This is a genomic window from Ekhidna sp. (assembly GCF_040223195.1).
Classification (GTDB): Bacteria; Bacteroidota; Bacteroidia; order Cytophagales; family Cyclobacteriaceae; genus Ekhidna.
In genome coordinates, this window is record NZ_JAVKDX010000015.1 from 385,511 (window position 1) to 404,450 (window position 18,940).

At 42.5% G+C, this 18,940-nt stretch carries 20 protein-coding genes; 9 read left to right on the plus strand and 11 right to left on the minus strand.

What is annotated here, in order from left to right; genetic code table 11:
• Positions 1–83: 83 nt before the first annotated feature.
• Together RLN88_RS08995 and RLN88_RS09000 are read left to right on the plus strand one after the other, a co-directional pair.
• On the plus strand, positions 84–2,648 hold the full coding sequence (locus RLN88_RS08995; RefSeq protein WP_350221062.1) for a TonB-dependent receptor: 2,565 nt from the start codon (positions 84–86) through the stop codon (positions 2,646–2,648).
• Entirely contained in the window at positions 2,645–3,475 is an 831-nt protein-coding gene (locus RLN88_RS09000; RefSeq protein WP_350221063.1) for a DUF4249 domain-containing protein, read from the plus strand. Before RLN88_RS08995 ends, RLN88_RS09000 begins: the two co-directional genes overlap by 4 nt.
• Positions 3,476–3,922: 447 nt before the next feature.
• On the opposite strand, the gene RLN88_RS09005 is transcribed toward RLN88_RS09000, so the two are convergent.
• From RLN88_RS09005 to RLN88_RS09015, 3 genes are read right to left on the minus strand one after another with little or no spacing between them, the layout of a single operon-like run.
• Positions 3,923–4,363: a DinB family protein gene (locus tag RLN88_RS09005; RefSeq protein ID WP_350221064.1), complete on the minus strand. Its 441-nt coding sequence runs from the start codon at positions 4,361–4,363 to the stop codon at positions 3,923–3,925.
• Positions 4,353–4,955 (minus strand): IMPACT family protein, encoded by a 603-nt coding sequence (locus RLN88_RS09010; protein ID WP_350221065.1) that lies wholly within the window; start codon positions 4,953–4,955, stop codon positions 4,353–4,355. Before RLN88_RS09010 ends, RLN88_RS09005 begins: the two co-directional genes overlap by 11 nt.
• Positions 4,952–6,064, minus strand: coding sequence for a hypothetical protein (locus RLN88_RS09015; RefSeq protein WP_350221066.1), 1,113 nt, complete (start codon positions 6,062–6,064; stop codon positions 4,952–4,954). Before RLN88_RS09015 ends, RLN88_RS09010 begins: the two co-directional genes overlap by 4 nt.
• A gap of 97 nt (positions 6,065–6,161) precedes the next feature.
• Here RLN88_RS09015 and RLN88_RS09020 point away from each other — a divergent pair, with 97 nt between their 5' ends.
• Positions 6,162–7,052, plus strand: a complete 891-nt coding sequence (locus tag RLN88_RS09020; RefSeq protein WP_350221067.1) for a GNAT family N-acetyltransferase — start codon at positions 6,162–6,164, stop codon at positions 7,050–7,052.
• Here RLN88_RS09020 and RLN88_RS09025 read toward each other — a convergent pair.
• Positions 7,036–8,199: a glycosyltransferase gene (locus RLN88_RS09025; RefSeq protein ID WP_350221068.1), complete on the minus strand. Its 1,164-nt coding sequence runs from the start codon at positions 8,197–8,199 to the stop codon at positions 7,036–7,038. The two genes, RLN88_RS09020 and RLN88_RS09025, sit on opposite strands and share 17 nt — an antisense overlap.
• A gap of 49 nt (positions 8,200–8,248) precedes the next feature.
• On the opposite strand from RLN88_RS09025, the gene RLN88_RS09030 reads away from it, so the two are divergent.
• Positions 8,249–9,091: a glycosyltransferase gene (locus RLN88_RS09030; protein WP_350221069.1), complete on the plus strand. Its 843-nt coding sequence runs from the start codon at positions 8,249–8,251 to the stop codon at positions 9,089–9,091.
• A gap of 122 nt (positions 9,092–9,213) precedes the next feature.
• Here the strand turns inward: RLN88_RS09030 and rsgA are convergent, their stop codons facing one another.
• Positions 9,214–10,128, minus strand: a complete 915-nt coding sequence (gene rsgA / locus RLN88_RS09035) for a ribosome small subunit-dependent GTPase A (protein ID WP_350221070.1) — start codon at positions 10,126–10,128, stop codon at positions 9,214–9,216.
• A gap of 268 nt (positions 10,129–10,396) precedes the next feature.
• On the opposite strand from rsgA, the gene RLN88_RS09040 reads away from it, so the two are divergent.
• The 3 genes from RLN88_RS09040 (at position 10,397) to RLN88_RS09050 (ending at position 12,924) form a co-directional block, all read left to right on the plus strand.
• Positions 10,397–11,455, plus strand: coding sequence for a DUF6588 family protein (locus RLN88_RS09040; protein ID WP_350221071.1), 1,059 nt, complete (start codon positions 10,397–10,399; stop codon positions 11,453–11,455).
• Positions 11,456–11,593: 138 nt separating this feature from the next.
• Positions 11,594–12,064 carry a low molecular weight protein-tyrosine-phosphatase gene (locus RLN88_RS09045; protein ID WP_350221072.1) on the plus strand — a complete coding sequence of 157 codons (471 nt, stop codon included), beginning with the start codon at positions 11,594–11,596 and terminating at the stop codon, positions 12,062–12,064.
• On the plus strand, positions 12,061–12,924 hold the full coding sequence (locus tag RLN88_RS09050; protein ID WP_350221073.1) for a fructosamine kinase family protein: 864 nt from the start codon (positions 12,061–12,063) through the stop codon (positions 12,922–12,924). Before RLN88_RS09045 ends, RLN88_RS09050 begins: the two co-directional genes overlap by 4 nt.
• On the opposite strand, the gene RLN88_RS09055 is transcribed toward RLN88_RS09050, so the two are convergent.
• The gene (locus tag RLN88_RS09055; RefSeq protein ID WP_350221074.1) at positions 12,921–14,159 is read right to left on the minus strand and encodes an aspartate kinase; all 1,239 of its coding nucleotides are present in this window, start codon (positions 14,157–14,159) and stop codon (positions 12,921–12,923) included. The two genes, RLN88_RS09050 and RLN88_RS09055, sit on opposite strands and share 4 nt — an antisense overlap.
• A 78-nt stretch (positions 14,160–14,237) precedes the next feature.
• Here RLN88_RS09055 and fbp point away from each other — a divergent pair, with 78 nt between their 5' ends.
• Positions 14,238–15,230: a class 1 fructose-bisphosphatase gene (gene fbp, locus RLN88_RS09060; protein WP_350221075.1), complete on the plus strand. Its 993-nt coding sequence runs from the start codon at positions 14,238–14,240 to the stop codon at positions 15,228–15,230.
• On the opposite strand, the gene RLN88_RS09065 is transcribed toward fbp, so the two are convergent.
• Positions 15,221–15,571, minus strand: a complete 351-nt coding sequence (locus RLN88_RS09065; protein ID WP_350221076.1) for a hypothetical protein — start codon at positions 15,569–15,571, stop codon at positions 15,221–15,223. The two genes, fbp and RLN88_RS09065, sit on opposite strands and share 10 nt — an antisense overlap.
• A 21-nt stretch (positions 15,572–15,592) precedes the next feature.
• On the opposite strand from RLN88_RS09065, the gene RLN88_RS09070 reads away from it, so the two are divergent.
• Positions 15,593–16,069 (plus strand): nuclear transport factor 2 family protein, encoded by a 477-nt coding sequence (locus tag RLN88_RS09070; RefSeq protein ID WP_350221077.1) that lies wholly within the window; start codon positions 15,593–15,595, stop codon positions 16,067–16,069.
• Here RLN88_RS09070 and RLN88_RS09075 read toward each other — a convergent pair whose 3' ends face one another.
• The 4 genes from RLN88_RS09075 to RLN88_RS09090 form a co-directional block, all read right to left on the minus strand.
• Entirely contained in the window at positions 16,070–17,137 is a 1,068-nt protein-coding gene (locus tag RLN88_RS09075; RefSeq protein WP_350221078.1) for a serine hydrolase domain-containing protein, read from the minus strand.
• 82 nt (positions 17,138–17,219) lie between these two features.
• Positions 17,220–17,975, minus strand: a complete 756-nt coding sequence (locus RLN88_RS09080; RefSeq protein WP_350221079.1) for a LytTR family transcriptional regulator DNA-binding domain-containing protein — start codon at positions 17,973–17,975, stop codon at positions 17,220–17,222.
• Between the two features lie 37 nt (positions 17,976–18,012).
• Entirely contained in the window at positions 18,013–18,465 is a 453-nt protein-coding gene (locus RLN88_RS09085; protein ID WP_350221080.1) for an acyl-CoA thioesterase, read from the minus strand.
• Positions 18,458–18,922, minus strand: coding sequence for a DUF5606 family protein (locus RLN88_RS09090; RefSeq protein WP_350221081.1), 465 nt, complete (start codon positions 18,920–18,922; stop codon positions 18,458–18,460). Before RLN88_RS09090 ends, RLN88_RS09085 begins: the two co-directional genes overlap by 8 nt.
• Between the last annotated feature and the right edge of the window lie 18 nt (positions 18,923–18,940).

Here is an 18,940-nt window from a genome sequence, read left to right on the forward strand (position 1 = left end):
CACGATTCATTCCCATTACTTTTGTGGGCGTGTTTGTCGCCTGCTATTCCAGTTTACGAAAGCTTTTCAGCATATTTCTATTGTTGGGATGGATAGCTGTTGCCTTCTCCCAGCAAGCCACACTGGAAAGCAAGCTGCCGTTCCATGGTAAAATCACTCTTTTTAAGAGTCTGGACTCACTCAGGTCTTCCGGGATTCAACTTGCGTACAGTGCTGACAAGCTGACCAATCAGGATATACAGGTAGAAAAAGGGCTAACCATTAAGGAATACATTGACTACCTGAGGGAGCGTAGAATTGCCGATGTGCAAATGAGTGGCAATCAGGTGATATTGCTCCCCCACTCTCCCAGGACATATACCATCAACGGAGTGGTAAAGACTGCTGAATCCGGTGAGCACATAATCGGGGCGACTGTGCAGATACAAGGCACCAAGTTTGGAACTACCACGAATGGTTACGGCTTTTATACCCTGACTGTGCGTGAAGGGGATTATAAATTAAAAATCTCCCACATTGGCTATAAGCCCATCGAGACGGAAATTTCACTCTACAGAAACACATACCTCGACATTTCCATATCTCAAAAAATCACCGAGCTGGATGAGGTGGAAGTGCTTTCCCTTTCCGATGATGTCAACCTTTCTGAAAATATCACTTCCATCAATCGAATCTCAATATCAGGAGCAGACGGTCAGATTCCCTATTTCCTGGGGGAAGTAGATGTAATACAAAATGCACTTCTAAAACCCGGAATCAAGGCTGTTGGTGAAGATGCCAGTGGAATTCACGTGAGAGGTGGTGGCGTGGATCAGAACCTGACCGTTTTGGATGAGGCCACCATTTACAACCCCAACCATTTCTATGGATTGATCTCGGTCTTCAACCCTGAGGCTGTAAACAATGTGCGGATTATGAAAGGGTATATTCCACCTTCATACGGAGGCCGTACCTCTTCAGTCATAGAAGTGAGGCAGAAAGAAGGCAATGCCAATAAGCCCAGCTATTCCGGGGGTATCGGGATACTATCTGCCCGAATGCTTGCCGAGGGGCCACTCAAGGAAGGTAAAAGCTCATACCTGATATCCGGTCGTCAGAGTCTGCTGAATCTCTCGCTCGATGATTTTGCCAGCACCTCCGTTCGCAGAAACCGAATCAGGTTTCAGGATTTAAACCTAAAACTCAACTTTAAATACAGTCAGGCAAGTACCTATTATCTCTCCGGGTACATTGGCAATGACAGAAACCTTGTAGGACTGAATTCAACAAGAAACTGGGGAAACCGTATGCTCAACTTCCGGTGGAACTACCTTTTCACGCCTCGGCTTTTCTCCAATATATCTGCCTTTGTCTCACAATACAATTATAAGATTGAAAGTACGGAAGAGCCCGGAGCGTTTGTTGGTAGGTCCAGGGTTTCGGACTATAGCTTCCGAACGAACCTGACTTATACACTCAATCCAAACAATGAGCTGACATTTGGATTTGGATTTGTTTACCATAGCCTGCTGCCCGGATCAAGGGAGCCATTGGATCAAAACGCAAGTACTAACAAGGTAGAATTGGAAAGTGAACAAGGCTTGGAGTCTTCCCTTCATTTTGGCCAGGAGACCAATATTGGACAATTTTCATTGCATTACGGTGTGAGACTTAGTGGCCTCCATTCCTTTGGCTCAGGCACTGAGTTTCGATACAAAGAGGGTGTGCCAATTGCAGATTCTACCATCATAGATACAGTGCGTTTCGAACAGCTGGAATTGATGAATAAAGAAATAAATGTGGAGCCGAGGGTGTCGGTGAATTGGAGATTGAATAATACATCCTCTCTAAAAGCTTCCTTTTCCAGGACTGCCCAGTATATCCATCTAATCTCCAATACCATCTCACCGGCACCCACAGACATCTGGAAGCTGAGCGATTCTTACATCCCACCGACGACCACTGATCAGTATACACTTGGGTTTTACAAAAACCTGAATGGAAATATGTGGGAGCTTTCCTCCGAAATCTACTTCAAAGACATCACTAACAACATTCAATATAAGAATGGCGCAGATTTACAATTCAATGAAAATGTCGAAACCGAGTTACTTTTTAGCCAGGGCAGAGCTTATGGCCTGGAGCTTTACGCGAGGAAAAAAACTGGTCGATTGAAGGGCTGGATCAGCTACACCCTTTCACGTGCCGAAAGTAGAATCCCGGAAAACAACCAAGAGCGATTTGTGGTAGAAAACCATGATAAGACACACGATTTCTCTACCTCTTGGAGCATGCAGCTTTCTAAAAGGTGGAGTGCATCAACCAACTTTGTTTTCAATACTGGCATCCCTGTGACACTCCCCACAGACAAGTATGAATTTGAGGGCAATCTAGTTCCCCATTTTCAGGTGAGAAACAACTCCAGGCTACCTGAATACCACCGGCTGGACTTATCTGTGAAATGGGAAGGAAAGGAGTTTAAAAAAGATGGAAGCAGAAGAAAAAACAATGACTATTGGATCTTGACGATCTATAATGTGTATGCAAGAAAGAATGCATACTCCTACTTCTTCCGTGAATCCCCTACTGATCCGGGAACAGCTGAGGTAGTCAAATACTCGATTTTTGGAACGATCATCCCTGCCATCACATACAATTTCAGGTTTTGAAAAAGCTTGCATACATATCGCTGCTTTTCCTGATCTTCTCATGCGAGGAGGTGGTGGTGGTGGATTTGCCGGATCCACAAAATCTAGTTGTGGTGGAAGGCTGGCTCTCAGATATACCCAGTAATCAGGCAATAAGGCTCACTAGATCAACCGCCTTTTCAAATCAGGGCTCAGTTACCCCGATTGAAGATGCCGAGGTTATTGTTCAAAGTAGATCTGGTGACGTTTTTAGGTATTCATATACATCAGATGGATACTATCATTCTGACAGTGTTTTTGGCGGGACAAGTGGAGAAGAATATCGATTGAGAATCGTACTGGATACCCTGGAGATACGATCAGATTGGGATCAAATGTCCACACGGGTTCCTATTGAAAATCTACGGGTAGAGTCGTTTCAGGAAAATGACCCGAATAATTCTGACCAGCAAATCACAATTTATTATCCTAAAATAAATACCCGAGACCCGCAGGGAATCAGAAACTATTACCGATGGATTTTTCTTAGAAATGGAGATATGATCACGGAACCTGAGCCCATCACAGTTCAGGACGATCGGTTATTTGACGGCAACCTAATACCCAATAATTTTCAAAATTTTGAATATGATAGCGGTGATGAAATGACAGTACAATTGCAGGCTATTTCATCCGACGCATATGATTACCTCGATCTCTTACGATCACAAATAACTACACTTGGGACCTCCTCGGGGACTACCCCAGCCATTGTAGAAGGGAATCTGTTTTATCTGAATGATGAAAGACCAGTGCTGGGATTTTTTGGTACGGTAGCTGTGAGTTCAGCATCCATTTCCATCCCATAAGGAGGTTGCTTTTAGGGGTCAAGGAGTTTTTTATTGACTTATCTACATGAGAAAGAAAATTGCCCTTATACTCGCTTCATTACTTATTGCTATTCTTGGAGTAAAAATCTCAAGAAGAATGAGAAAAGCTTAACTGGATTCTGAATTCAGACGTTTTGTAGGTTAGAGATGGCCATCCAATTTTGGGTGGCTTTTTTATTTCAAGATATAGAAGGGATAAAAAGCAAACGGAGCGCCCTCACCAAAGCAACTCCGTTCTAATTCAACCAGCTATGGATTGTCTTTGAATTTCTTTTACGACTCAAGGTTAACTAAGAAATATTTAAGTGAAAGGCCCCATTCGTTCATTTTGGGGAAATATTAGATAAACACAATCAATAGCCCGATTAAGGCTTGAGCTATTGAAATATTTCGTGAATGCTGCTACAATAAGTAGATTTTTGACACTTATGATAGTATTCTTCGATGATAGTTTATCTGCCCCAAATGATAGTTTAAATGGCCTTGCAAATGAATAAGGAAATAGCCGATGGACATGGGGTAACCGAAAACCTCCAGAGGGTAATCGCCATCAAAGGTTTCTGAATCAGCATCTTTGAAATACGAACGGATTACCTCAATGGTCTTGCCTATTTCTTCATTGAGCTGATTCAGGTCCATCCGTCCATTGAATTCAAAATCGCGCTGGCGAACATAACCCGTGTCATGGAGTACGGCACCTATAAAATGCTGGAGATTTCCGCAAAGGTGCATTACAAGATTCCCACCGGAATTGCTGATACCGTCCACTACCTTCCATAGCGTTTCTTCGTTTGGGTATTGATCCAGTTCTCCCCGAAGTTTTTCAAGGTCTCGAACAAATAACTTTTCCAGTTCTTTAATCATCATTGAAATCAAATTGAATGCTATAAAGGTCGGAGGTTTTTTCTTTGAATTGATCCAGCAGGTCCTTTTTAATCACACTTTGTATGGTGCATGATATTTGAAAGTCCCTGTCCAGTACTTCCATATCAAAATCGGCGATCAGACGCTCCACCACACTCATCATTTCATACTCAAATTTCATCTTTAGAGTGATCGTCTCAAATATCTCCCTTTTCTTCGCCTTGGAGAGCGCATCCTCCGTGGCGGTCTTATATGCATGAATCAAGCCGCCCACTCCCAATTTGGTACCCCCGAAGTAGCGAATTACCACCACCAAAATATTTGTGAGATTGAATGACCTGATTTGTCCCAAAATAGGGTCTCCAGCCGAATGAGCAGGCTCACCGTCATCATTGGCCCGCCAGCTTTGATCATCCATACCCAGAACCCAGGCAAAGCAATGGTGCCTAGCATCATAAAATTCCTTCCGCAAATTCTCTTGTATTTCTTTGATTTGATCTTCAGAGGTAACAGGAAAGGCCAAAGCGATGAATTTACTGCCCTTCTCCTTATAAAGTCCTTCTGATTTTGAATAAATGGTGTAGTAGCTGCTCAAAGTTCTGATAAAAGCTTGTTGGCTTCCGACTCTACCTGCTCGGTTTCTGCATATTGCAATGCCAAATCTAACGATTTCCTGGCCTCCTCTTTTTCACCCTTTTCCGCCAATAACCTACCTAAGCCCAAGTATCCAAAGCTTTTAAAAAATTCGCCATGATCAGGTATTTCCGCACTGTATTCCAGACCCAACCGGTATGCATACTCGGCCTTTTCCTTATTCCCTACATTTTTCTCTTCAAAATGACCCAAAAACACATAGCCCGCCAGCTTATAGTATGGGCTCTCATGCTTGATAAGGTCATAGATGATTTCTAAGGGTGGGTTTTCAAAACCTCTCGGATTTGCCAGGGACTCCAAATATTTGGCTTTTGCATAATAGTTTTTTGGATAAATGGTACAGAGCTCTGAAAGATACCTCTGGGCCAATTCCGGCTTGTACTCATATCTCAAATAGATATAGCTCAGATAGACGTGAGCTTCTACTTTGGTGAGAAAGGATTCAGTGCATGCCCTTTCCAGCTGTTGAAGGCCAAGTTCCATGTCGCCACTTCTGAAAAACCACAGCAAGGGTTTGTAGATCGGATGCTTTTGCGGATACTTTTCACGGAAGTAGTTGTACAATCCGGTTGTGAGCAAAAACTCCGGATACTCTTCCACAATATCAAAACCTTTTTTCATGAGACCATAGGCACGGTTGGCCTCTCCCACTGCTTTCATACTATAGCCCTGATCAGCGTAATATTCAGCAAGCAAGCCATAAGCACCCATTGCAAAAAATATCATCTCAGGGTCATCTAAATCAGGATCCTTCAGTTTGGCCAAACCAATTGCAGAATCAAGCTGCACCTCCATCTCCCGAAAGAGTTCCACATCGATGGTGGGTATATGCGCCCACAAGATGCTCATAGCCCGCATGAGGGGAATGACAGGATGCTGGGGAATAAATTTTTCAGCTTTCCCGATGTAATATTCTGCAGAATCAGGAGAGGCATTGTAGATATGATCGGTTGCCTTCTTCACCAAATTCTGTACATTCCCACGCTCAAAGACCTGGCCATGAAGGCTGAGGGAAGTCATTAAAAAAATGCCAATTATCAGGTTTTTCAAAGTGAAGTATTTGAGATTTTATTGTAAAAATCCAAGACGCAAGATAGCGTCCGATTTGAGCTTTCAAAAGTTGGCTGGGTTTTAATTTTGTAACCAAATGTCATTTCAAATTCATCAATCTGTAGCCGATATTCCGCAAGGCATTGCTCCCACTTACTTGCGAAAGGAATACCTGCACTCACAATCCTACGCTCATTTCGTTGGCTATTCAAATCCGGATTTCTTTATCGCCTTTGATGTGGCAGATAAAGTGGCAATTAGTATACCAAGAAGTCCATTCGGATCCTTTTTTTGCAGAAATGACCATGCAGTGGCATTAGCCGATTTCTGGGCTGAAGTATCCAATGACCTAAAATCCAAGGGGGTAGAAAAAGTGGAGATACGGCATCCTTCGGAGATTTACCGACCATTTGCCGATCTGGCTCAATTACAGAAACTAGGATTTACGATTGCGTTTACAGACATAAATCAACACATCGACCTGAGTAAAGAATGGCAGGATTCCATTCACAAAATGCAGGCACGGAAACTTCAATCCCTGAAAGAGGAAGGTTTTGAATTCCAGAAGATGGGCAATGATCAGGTCAAAACAGCCTATGATTTTCTAACAGTATGCCGGCAGGCTCAGGGGTTGCAAATCAACATTGAGTTTGATCACCTCGAATCTCTTATTGACGAATTGCCCGAGCAATATGAAATTTTTGGCGTATTTCGGGGAGGTAAGATTTCGGCACTCTGCATAGCTGTGAATGTGACGGACGAGATAGCATATTATTACCTGCCGGCCACCAGTCCGATGTTTAGAAATAAGAGCCCGATGGTGATGCTGATTGCCGGAATGGTAGCCCACTGTCAAAGCAAGAGATTTAAATACCTGGATCTGGGGGTATCTTCCAAGGAAGGGAGGCCTCAGGAAACATTGAAGCTTTTCAAAGAACGGATGGGTGCAATGGAAACCGGAAAACCATTGCTTACACAATTGATCTGAACATTCCTTCCAGCCAGTCCATCCATTTGACAGGAGAAAATTCTTTTTCCACGTGATCCCGAATTTCGACAGGATCGTAATCTTGATGCATCTTCGTCATGCGAACAATTCCTTCCTCCAAACTTTTCACACCAACTTCAGTCAATATTCCTGTTTTCCCTGAGACAATCTCCTGAGGTCCGCCACATGCAGTGGCTACCACCGGCTTACCACAAGCCATTGTCTCCAATAAAACATTACCGAATGTCTCATACTTACTGGGAAGTACCAAAAACTGACATTCCTGCATCAGATTTCTCACTTCCTCCCTACTCCGCTCTCCTGCCAATTCTACACGATTGGAAAGGTCTTCTCTTATGATTCTCTTGGTCAGTTCGTCGGATTGGGAGCCCGAACCTGCGATTTTCAAATTCACATCAGGGAGATTTTTGATAGCATCAAGCAGCATGTCAAATCCTTTCTCCGGTTCCAGCCTACCTATTGACAGGAAATAGTCATCACATGTTTTTGACAAAGCAAAAAAATCCGTATCGACAGGATTGTGAAGTGTCTGGGCATGGGGAACCCACTTCTGAATTTCACTGACATGGAAGTCACTCGTCGCGGTAACCAGATCACACTTCCCTAAGGCTGATAGTAACTCCTTTTTTAGGGAGCCGAGCTCGCTCAGCATCTGCTCAAACATTGCACCCCCGAGCCTCACATGAAGGTGAACCGGAACTTTATACTTTTCCGACAAATATGCTCCAATCAAAACTCCCGGATATGCCGCCTGGACCATGAGTACATCGGGCTTTCCGCTTGCCAGCACATGAGCCTGATAGTTCAATTCATTGCAACGGATAATTTCCCTCAAGTTCCCCTTCCTGAATTTCTTCGTCCAGCTGAGTGCAGGCTGATAATATTCAGTAAACCCATTCTCAAAAACACCTGCCTGATCGTTGGCATGTTTACTCAGCTTACTAATGTTCTTTACGTGATCCCTCACCCATAGCAGCTTATCATGATCCCCTTGCCCCCACGTGCTCACCCCTATTTTCCAGCTGGACCGCAGGCGGGCCATCATCCCGATTTGCTCCCTGATGAAAATGCCGTATGAGGGATTCGAAGCAGAGGGATACCACGACGGAACGATAAAAACATTCATTCCCCCGAATTTAATTGGTAAAAAAGTTCTGAGATGTGATATTGCCCAAATGAATCAGCTTCCCCTGGTTTCGGTGGTTTGCCTATGTCACAATCAAGAGCGGTTTGTGCAGGAATCGATCAAATCGGTATGGAGTCAATCGTATCCCAACATTGAGCTGATCGTGGTGGATGACGGCAGCTCCGACGGCAGCAAGGAGCTAATTCATTCGATACTGGATGGAAAAAATGTCAAATTCATTAGTCTGGAGACCACACTGGGAAATTGCCAAGCTTTCAATCTTGGATTCAGGGAATCAAGAGGTGAATACATTATTGATTTGGCAGCTGATGATATTTTGATGCCGGAGCGGGTACTTTGCGGCATTAATACATTCATGAAAAGTGATGCGGGAGTTTCCTTTTGCGATGTGCTAAATATCGATGAAAATGGAAAAGAGCTGGGCACCCACTTCAAGCGGGATAAAAAAGGAACCCTTTTTTGTCAGGTTCCTGAAGGAGACATATATGCAAACCTGATCAAAAAATATTTCATTTCTCCACCTTCTATGATGATCAAGAGGGAGGTTCTGGAAGAGCTAAATGGGTATGACGAATCGCTTTCCTACGAAGATTTTGACTTCTGGATCAGATCCTCCAGAAACTGGAAATATGCCTTCACCAATGAGGTCTTGGTGAAAAAGAGAAAAGTAGCCGGATCGCTTTCAGATCAGCAGTTTCGTCGCAAATCCACTCATCAAAAAAGCACGCTTAGGGTTTGCCAAAAAATAAAAAAGCTGAATCGCACCAGAGAGGAACGATCAGCTCTTCGAATAAGATGCCTGTATGAAATTAGACAGTGCCTGAGGCAGAGAAACTTTAAGCTTATTCCGGGGTTTCTCAGGCTTCTTTAAAATTCCAAAATTTCTGAAAAATACGAACACTCCGTCTACTTCGTATGTTACATAAGTGCACTAGTAATAGTGAGTTAGGTTGGTTGTGTGATGTTGGGCCGCCCAGACAGGGCGGCCCTTCGTTATTTGCGGTTATCCTCGTTTCTCAAAATAGACAGATAGCTCTCATACCTCATCAAAGAAATCGCCTCCCCGACAGCCGCCTTCACAGCACAGCCAGGCTCATTCTCATGCAAACAATTGTGAAACTTACACTTACCGAGGAATTGCCGCATCTCTGGGAAATAGTGAGACAACTCCTCATCCTCAATTTCGGAAAGACCCAGCTCTTTGATCCCTGGAGTATCTATGACTGCCGACGAATCATCCACAAAGAATAACTCGGCAAAAGTGGTTGTATGCACACCCTTGTTTGCGAAATCAGAAACTTCGCTCACTTCTTGATTCGCTTCCGGAATGAGCAGGTTGATCAACGTTGACTTACCAGACCCACTGTGACCGGCAAGCAAACTTGTCTTCCCCTTAAAAATAGCCGACACGCCCTGATCAATTCCTGAATCAAACTGAGTTAGTTCAACCTGATAACCGATCTGCTCATATATCGCCTTCAGCTCCTCGTACCTGACCAAATCCTTATTGGAATAAAGATCCTTCTTATTGAATAAAATCACCCCCGGAATTCTGAAGCTTTCCAGTGTAATTAAAAACCGATCAATGAAACCCACCGAAGTACGAGGTTTCTTCAATGTAACAATGAGGACTCCCTGATCGATATTGCTGGCAATCAGGTGGTCATGTCCCTTTTTTCTTGGGCTGGATCGAATGACATAATTTTCCCTTACATGGATCTGGGTGATGACCCATTCATTATTGGCCTGCGGATTAGGTTCGATTTCTACCCAGTCTCCTACAGCTATAGGATTTGTCAGCTTTTTATCTTCAAGCTTGAATTTGCCACGCAAACGAGCTATGTACTTCTTGCCTTCAGCAAAAGCTTCATACCACAACCCGGTTGATTTTGTAATTAATGCTCTCACGAATAATTCAATGAGCAATAGTAGCCAAATAATGAAAACTCAGCTACACCTTCTCGTGAGGCCCACATTGCCTTTTTTGCCTGCTTCCCTGCAAGACATACATTTACCCTGATGTATTGGAGAGCCAAAGTAGGGGCCTCCCAATTTTTCGACTAAAGTTTTAAAATACCGGGATACAGTCTCAATAAAGTGCCAAAATCTTGGTTAATTGCAGTATAAAACGGAAAAATGAATCATCTTTGATGATCACGAATCAAACTCAATGATTATGAAAAACCCTATTATCAAGATTTTAGTCGTAGTGCTGATTGGATTCTTTGCAATCAGCCATAGTGCCAAATCTCAGGAGTTTGGCGATATTTTTAAAGGCGGAACGGAGGATGCAAATAGATATTTGAATAGCTATACTGAGTCAATCATGCGTTCTTTCAATAACGGACTTAGTGCCGGCTGGTATAACACTGCTGAAACTCACAAAATATTAGGTTTTGACCTTACTGCCACGGTTAATATTGCTAATATCCCATCAGGAGAAAGAAAATTTCAATTTAATCAGGCTGATTACAACAATTTGAGATTGCAATCTGGTTCGGATATTCTTCCCACTGCCGTGGGGGGTGAAACCACATCCAGGCTTGTAATTCCAGCTGGAACCGAGGTTATCCCAGGTTCTGGTGTTACCTATGGTAGTGACGTGGTTTTTGATGCACCAAGCGGAGCTGATGTGGAAGATTTGCCAATCGTAGGCTTTCCCGTTCCTGCATTTCAGCTTGGAGTAGGTCTTCCTAAAAACACCGAACTAATAATCAGGTATGCAAGTGATCTTGGAGCAGTTGAGGATGGTAGTTTCAATCTCTTTGGATTAGGAGTAAAGCATGACCTAAAGCAATGGATCCCCGGACTAAAGCAAATTCCATTTGATGTTTCCGGATTTGCTTCATTTAACAGATTGAAGGCAGAGTTTGATATCAACGAGAACGATCCTGAATTTCAAGCTGATGGGGTTGCGGTGCTTAAAGCTTCGTCAGTGACTATCCAAGGGATCATTTCTAAAAAGATATCTATCCTGACTCCATATGTGGGTGTGGGGTATAACATTGCCAGTAGTTCAATAGAAGTCAATGGCGACTTCACATATACAGATACCTCTCCAGGTGGTCAAAGTGTGACCGTAACCGATCCTGTTTCCCTGGATTTCACAGGAGCCAGTTCACCAAGAATCAATGCTGGTCTAAGGATCAAGCTATTGATACTAACACTGCATGCTGAGTACGCAATTCAGAAATACAATACGTTTACTGCAGGGGTAGGAATCAGCATTAGATAAGAACATAAAAACCGATTCAAAAAAGAAAAGTCCCGTCAAAAACGGGACTTTCTTTTTTACTTGTCAAACAGGTGTATGAATAAATTTGTGTTATGCATTAGGTATATACTACCTACTTCAAAAAGGTAACCCCTGATTATGATAAAAGTTTTATTTGTGTGTTTAGGTAATATCTGTCGCTCTCCACTGGCAGAGGCCATCTTAATTGAAAAGGTCAAAAAAATGGGTTTAGCACATAAAATAGCGGTTGATTCGGTCGGAACAGCCAATTATCACGTTGGAGAAAATCCTGATCCACGAACCATTGAAATCGCTGAAAAATATGGCATTCCTGTCAATCATAGAGGCCAGCAATTCAAAAAATACCATCAAAATGAATTTGATTACCTGCTGGCCATGGATGCCTCCAATTATCAAAACATGGTAAAAGAAATGGGCGAAGATCCGGAAAAACTCATGATGATGCGCGATTTCGATCCCGACGGAAAGGGTAAAGATGTACCTGACCCCTGGTATGGAGGTATGAATGGGTTTGAAGAGGTGTATCAGATTCTGGATCGTTCAGCAGATGAACTTCTAAACTTCCTGAAGGAAAAACACAACCTGTGAACAGCTTTTTCAAGCATATCATAGAAACCAACGTTTCCAATAAAGCTGCTATCCTAAATGTTCATGCTGTTTCGGGCGGCTGTATTAATAGCACGTTTCGGATTGAAACTTCCTCAGGATCATTTTTCCTGAAATACAACCAGGCTCACCATCATGAAATGTTTGTGGCAGAAGAGAAAGGGTTGGGTCACCTTTCCAGACACTCTACCATTCGAATACCGAAAGTTTTGGGTAGGGGAAGTTTCGACAGCAAAGCGTATCTCCTTCTCGAATGGATTGATAAGGGGGCTCAGTCCGCTTATTTCTGGGAGCATTTTGCCCAAAACCTGGCCAGACAGCATCAAGCCTCTCAAAGTTACTTCGGACTGGATCATGACAATTTTATTGGGAGCCTGCCTCAATCCAATAAGCCCCACAAATCATGGAGTGAGTTCTTCATTTTGGAACGCTTGGCTCCTCAAATCAAGCTGGCAAAGGACTCCAACCTCATTGACTCCTATGCCATTAGCCAATTCGAGACCCTGTTTTCCAAACTTGATCACCTAGTGCCAGAAGAACCTCCGGCTCTCCTTCATGGCGATCTCTGGAGTGGTAATTTTATGTGTGGAGAAGATGGGGCCGCAGTAATTTATGACCCGGCGATCTATTATGGACATAGAGAAACTGAGCTGGCATTCACAAAGCTGTTCGGAGGTTTCTCATCGGAATTTTATCAGCATTATCATGAATCATATCCGCTAGAGCCCGGATTTGATGAAAGAATAGATATTCATAATTTGTATCCGCTCCTGGTTCACGTCAACCTATTTGGTCCCTCCTATTTATCTGGAATAAGGCAAACCCTTAAGAGATTAACCTAACGATACAGCACCTGATAGTTGTGCGATGTTTTTTGCTCCATGATTACTGATCGGTTCCAAGGAAGCCGGTTAAATGAATCGGGAGTATAGTTCTTGATTGTGGCCAGATTTAATGGGCTCTCAAAGGAAAGAATGAAATCCCTGTTGAGTAGCTCTTTGATCCGCTTAGACTTAAATTCTTTATTATCGATGCAAAAGGAAAATGTCAGTGCTGAATTCTGCATCAGGTTTATTTTGATATTCAGCAGGTCCAACACCTGCAGGATCATGCCCAGCTTTTTTTCATCCATAAAGCTATGATCCTTCACCTGGGCGGTAACCAGGAGCTGATTACCCTTGAATACAAAACATGGAATCATTTTAGTTGTGTTTTCGGACGCTATGGTTGTGCCTCCTTTGCTTCGATCCTGAAATGAGCGCACGATCAGGGGAATGCTTTTTTGTGCAATTGGCTTGAGGGTTTTTGGGTGAATTACCTGCGCTCCATAATAGGTCATCTCCGTCACTTCCCGATAGCTTAACCGTTCATATTGCTCCGTACCTTCCAAAATCCGTGGATCTGCATTTAAGATGCCGGGCACATCCTTCCAAACCGTAAACTCATCCGCATTGAGGCAATAGGCCAGGATGGCTCCAGTATAATCTGAACCCTCCCTGCCTAAAGTAGTGCTATTGCCCTCCACATCCGATCCGATAAAACCCTGTGTAACGACCACACATTTTTCAGCAACCGGCTTCAGGTCCGTGATTGCTTGCTTTTCTGTAACCACCCAATCAACATTCGCTTCTGTGAAGTATTGATCCGTGCGAATGATGGTGCGGGCATCCACCCACTCACATTTTACTTTTCTTCCAAGATATGCCTCGATAATTGCCGTAGACATCAGCTCGCCATGGGGCACCACCCGATCATAGGCCATCATTGCTTCACATTGGCTTATATCCATGAGGGTGTTTTCCAAAGATTGCTCAAAATGAAGGTATCGCTCAGGGAGATCACCCAATAGTTCATTTGCAATCGCCCGGTGATACTCTTTCAGCTCAGCCAGCGATACCATATAATCTTCGCCGGAATGCGCCTGCCTGACAAGCTCCTCAAGTTTATTGGTGGTTTTCCCCATGGCCGAAACCACAATGACCAATCCTTTTGGGTCATATGATAATACGATATCAACTAAATTTTTAACTCCGGATGCGTCTTTAACCGAAGCACCGCCAAACTTGAAAATCTGCATTATGCAAATGTTATAACTAGTGAATGAATTAATTTCGTGGTTCGAAAATCGAAATAAAATTCTGAATTAACACCCCGCATGAACAAAAGTAAGCTTGGCCTGCCGATAGGAACAACCTTAGACCGCTTTATTAAGCAAAAAGAGGATGAATTTTCCTCAGCTACCGGTGAGTTGTCCCAGCTTTTGAGGGATATCGCCCTTGCCGGCAAAATCATCAATAAAGAAGTAAACAAGTCAGGGCTGCTAGATATCACCGGCGGGTATGGTGAGAAAAATGTGCAGGGAGAAGATCAGCAGAAGCTGGATGTAGTGGCGGATATCCGCTTTATCCGGGCGCTAAGAAATGGTGGAATGACGTGTGCGGTGGTTTCAGAAGAGAATCAGGAAATCATCCATCTAAACCCTAACTGTAGGTATGTAGTGGCCATTGATCCATTGGATGGAAGTTCCAATATCGACGTGAATGTATCAATAGGGACGATTTTTTCTATTTATAAGCGAATTTCTCCTGTAGGTGGTCCGGTGCAGGAAGAAGATATTTTGCAAAAAGGTACCGAGCAAGTGGCAGCAGGGTACATTCTGTATGGATCTTCCACCATGCTGGTCTACACAACCGGTCACGGCGTGCATGGGTTTACACTCGAGCCGAGCTTGGGTGAGTTTGTGCTTTCGCATGACCATATGACCTGCCCGAAAGACGGAGCAATCTACTCCATCAATGAAGGCAATTATTTTGCCTTTGATGAATGGGTGAGAAAGTATGTGGACGATTGCAAACAGAAAAAAATGACTGCCCGTTACATTGGTTCTTTGGTTGCCGACTTTCACAGAAATATGCTAAAAGGAGGAATCTACTTATATCCAAATACAGACAAAGCTCCTGACGGAAAGTTGAGGTTGCTCTACGAGTGCAATGCACTGGCTTTCATAGCAGAGCAATCGGGAGGGATCGCCACCAATGGAAAAGAACGGATATTGGATATTCAGCCAACCTCTTTTCACCAGCGATCACCTTTGTACATTGGCTCACCAAAAATGGTGGATCATGCCATGCTATTTTATCAAGGCTGATATTTCTGGCGGGTTATCACTTTCTGCTTTTCCCTTTCTATGATTGCCTTAGCCATGTTTTTGGCTATTTCCCCCTGACTAGAGTAGTGAAGAAGCTGCTTAACCTGACTTTCAGGAATATCAATTCGATACAAGGCGTTTAGGAGCTTATTCAGATCGTGATCGAGCAGATAATTAACTTGTTTGGCAAGGAATTCCTCCAACCGATCAAACCCGATTTGACCTTCCTCAAAATCGAAATTTTCCTCCAATCCAAAATCCTTACGAACGAGCTGATAGCTCTGTCTTACTAGTGTAACTTCATCCATAGAAACAGGCTTAAGCAGCAATCTAAAAGGCATATTTTAAACTCTCAAGACTCAATGATGAAAAAATTGTTAATCCTTCCTTTTCTACTTTTTGCACTCAAAACCTCAGCACAGCCCGGTGAAAAAGAAGCGGCTCTATTAGTCGTCAATCAGGTGTTTGAAGCCATGAGAACCAATGATAGTACCTTACTAAAAAAGTGCTTCGTAAGTGAGCCAAACACTTTTACAGCATTCATAGACAAGGAAGGGAAATCTCGATTGGTTGAAGGGAAGTTTCAGCAATTCATAGATGCAGTGGGGCAACCCAAAGAGCAAGTCTGGAATGAACCGATCTGGAATGAAAAGGTCGAAATAGACGGCAATCTGGCTTCAGTTTGGGTTGACTATGCCTTTTATGTAGACGATCAGTTTTCGCACTGTGGAGTGGATGCTTTTCATCTAATAAAGCAAGAGGGGGAATGGAAAATTTTCCACCTGGTGGATACGAGAAGAAGATCTGATTGTGAGATCCCTGATGATATTAAGCCCTGATCATTTACAAACCTCAGAAAAGAGTAGCAAGTTTAGGTAAAACATATCTTCCCAAACCCCAGAGGTGTTTGACGCTACAAATACAGCAGCTTTCTGATTTGTAAGCAGCATTAGTTGAGCCGAAGCTCCAATCTGTGTCCCACTGTGACCTACCACATTCCCATATTTAGGATTTTCACCATATAGATAAACTCCAAATCCATAAGGATTACCCTCTTTCTTCAATCCAGAATCCGTAATCATTTCATTGAATGATTCCTTACTAATCAGTTTTCCATTGAGAATTCCTTCTCCAAAAAGCAGGACATCACCTACCGTAGAATAAACTCCACCAGCTGGAATTCGGTCACTTAAGTTGGTTCTTATTTTAGCCATTTTCACCTTCCCATTGCTCGACTTATGGTATAACTCACTGAAGGATTGATCTACCACATTCAAATACTCAACTCCAGTACTGGACATCTCTAGCGGCTCCCATATATTTTTAGCTAAGTACTCCTCATAACTAAGGCCAGAAGACTCTTCTATAATAATACCTAAGAGTACATACCCGTAGGATGAATAAGAAAATGTACTCCCTGGTTCAATTTCTAAAGGATCGTCTTTAACAATTGAGTATGCGTGTTCTAAATTTTCGTACGATAGTTTGTTCTCTCGTTCTTTGGAAGATTTGTAAGCTCGAATTCCAGAAGAGTGATTCAAAAGCTGTCGGATTGTGATTTTGCCATGGGAATCTGATACTCCATCAAAGTAAGAATCAATTGACACATCTAGGTTAATCTTTCCCGACTCAGCTAATTGAAGAATTGCCACTGCAGTCATTGTCTTAGTTATAGATGCTATTCGAATTCTGGTATCAACTTCAAGCAATTCTTGGTTACTCAAATTTTTATAACCTGCAGATGAAATCCATTTCTTACTATCCGATGTGTAGCCAGCAACTATTCCTACTGCTTTACTTTTTTCCAAGTAAGCATTGAGAAGTGAATCAGATTTAGTTTGACTAAAAGAAATTGAAGAAGTACAAACTGCGATTGATATCAGAATTATTCGATTTAGTTTTTTCATGACATTTTTCTTTTTCCAAAGAAACGATTCGAGCTTCCCACTCGAATGATGAAAAAGATCTTTAGGGACGGAGACTAAAGTTTTAGGGACGAATCAACTGATTGATTCTATCCTTGTATTGCTTCGACACAGGGATTTCAATTTGTGTCAGTCTCAATATGTCTTTACTAATCCATTCAATAAAATGATTTGGATTGAAAAGGAATGATCTATGAGTTCTTACTAAGAAATCACACTCAGATTCCACTTTTTTCAAAGTAGTTCTTAACAATTTTTTCTTTAGCTCCCCTTGGTCTAGATAGCACACTTCTACATAATTATCGGAACTATTCGCACTAATGATAGACTCAGATTTCAACCTTAAAATATCAGTCTTGTTTTCTCCCTTAAGCGTTATTAAACCTTTTTCATGGCTAATTACTTTTTCGCTTTTAGCTGCAAGTTTTCTAAGCAAAAACATGATGGGAGTGATGATAATTAATATTGGAATATACTGCTCCAGAATAAATCTACTTATAGAATAATCTCCATTTACTATATCAGATTTGTAATACCAGATCGTAAATGGCATTGCCAATAAGTAAAGGAGCAAATAAATGAGTAATTCCAACTTGACAGACCATTTGGAAGATATGCCGAACAGCATATTTTGAATAAAAATGCTGATAACATAACACAAGAAGAAGATCAAGCCATACACAATGGTGATCTGCATCCTTATGAAAAAGGAAAGATCTGAAACATCAAATGGTGCGATAAACACTAAGAAAAAAAACAGCCAAGTGCTTACACCGACTCCTACAGCGAGATGAACTTTATATGACTTTGTGAATGTCATGCTAGTGGTTCTTTAACCACAATAATACACCTTAAAATCAAGGGTTCTTCTTATCCGGAATCCACTCAAAATCATCCGACTTTACCGAATCAACCAGTAAGTCACTCAATTCTTTCGGGGGCACGGTCGTTCTTCTTTCTGCAAGATTGAGCCAGGCTCCATCCACGTCTATTTTGGCGGAAAGGCTCCCGTCGTTTGTATAGATATTGTGGCGAAATGACCATTTAGAGCCATCTTTTCGAAGTTTTGAAATAGTGAATCCCACTTCAAACTCCTCATTCATTCGGATTTCTTTGAAAAAGCGAGTGTCTTCTCTAAACAGGATTGGCCCCACTCCCATCTTGATCAGCTTGTGAAAAGGCATGCTGATATCCTCAAAATACATCAGGCGAGCCTGAGCACAATAATCGTTGTAGGCCGTGTGCCTCATATGACCATTGGGGTCAAGATCGGCCCAGCGAACCCGAAACTTGTATTTTACTTCACTCACCCTTTGCCTCCTCTTCCTTTTTCTTAGATGCTTTCTTGGCAGGCTTTTTCTCCTCTTTCTTTTCTTCCAAAACCTCAGGTGCCTGCTTCACCAACTGGTCATACCAGCTCACCACCTTTTTGATATCAGAGACATACACCCTCGTCTCATCATAGTCAGGCAGGATAAACTTCAGGAATGCCTTAAGTTCTTCAGGGCTACTGTTTTTGTCCAGATCAGTGTCTCCTTTAAATTCCTTATGGATTTTTCTCATCACATCCTCAAGCGGAATTGCACCTTCAGCATCCGTGGTGTAAATAGAAATCTCAGACAGAATACTCACCTTATTGTGCATGGTGGCTACCATCTTTTTCTTGTGCTCATCAAGGCTTTCAAGAATCACCCCTGTACGAGTGGGTTGTACAATGCTAAATAATGTTCCCTTACCTGAAACCGATGCTATATCACTAAAATCCATATATTATTTTTTGAGGTG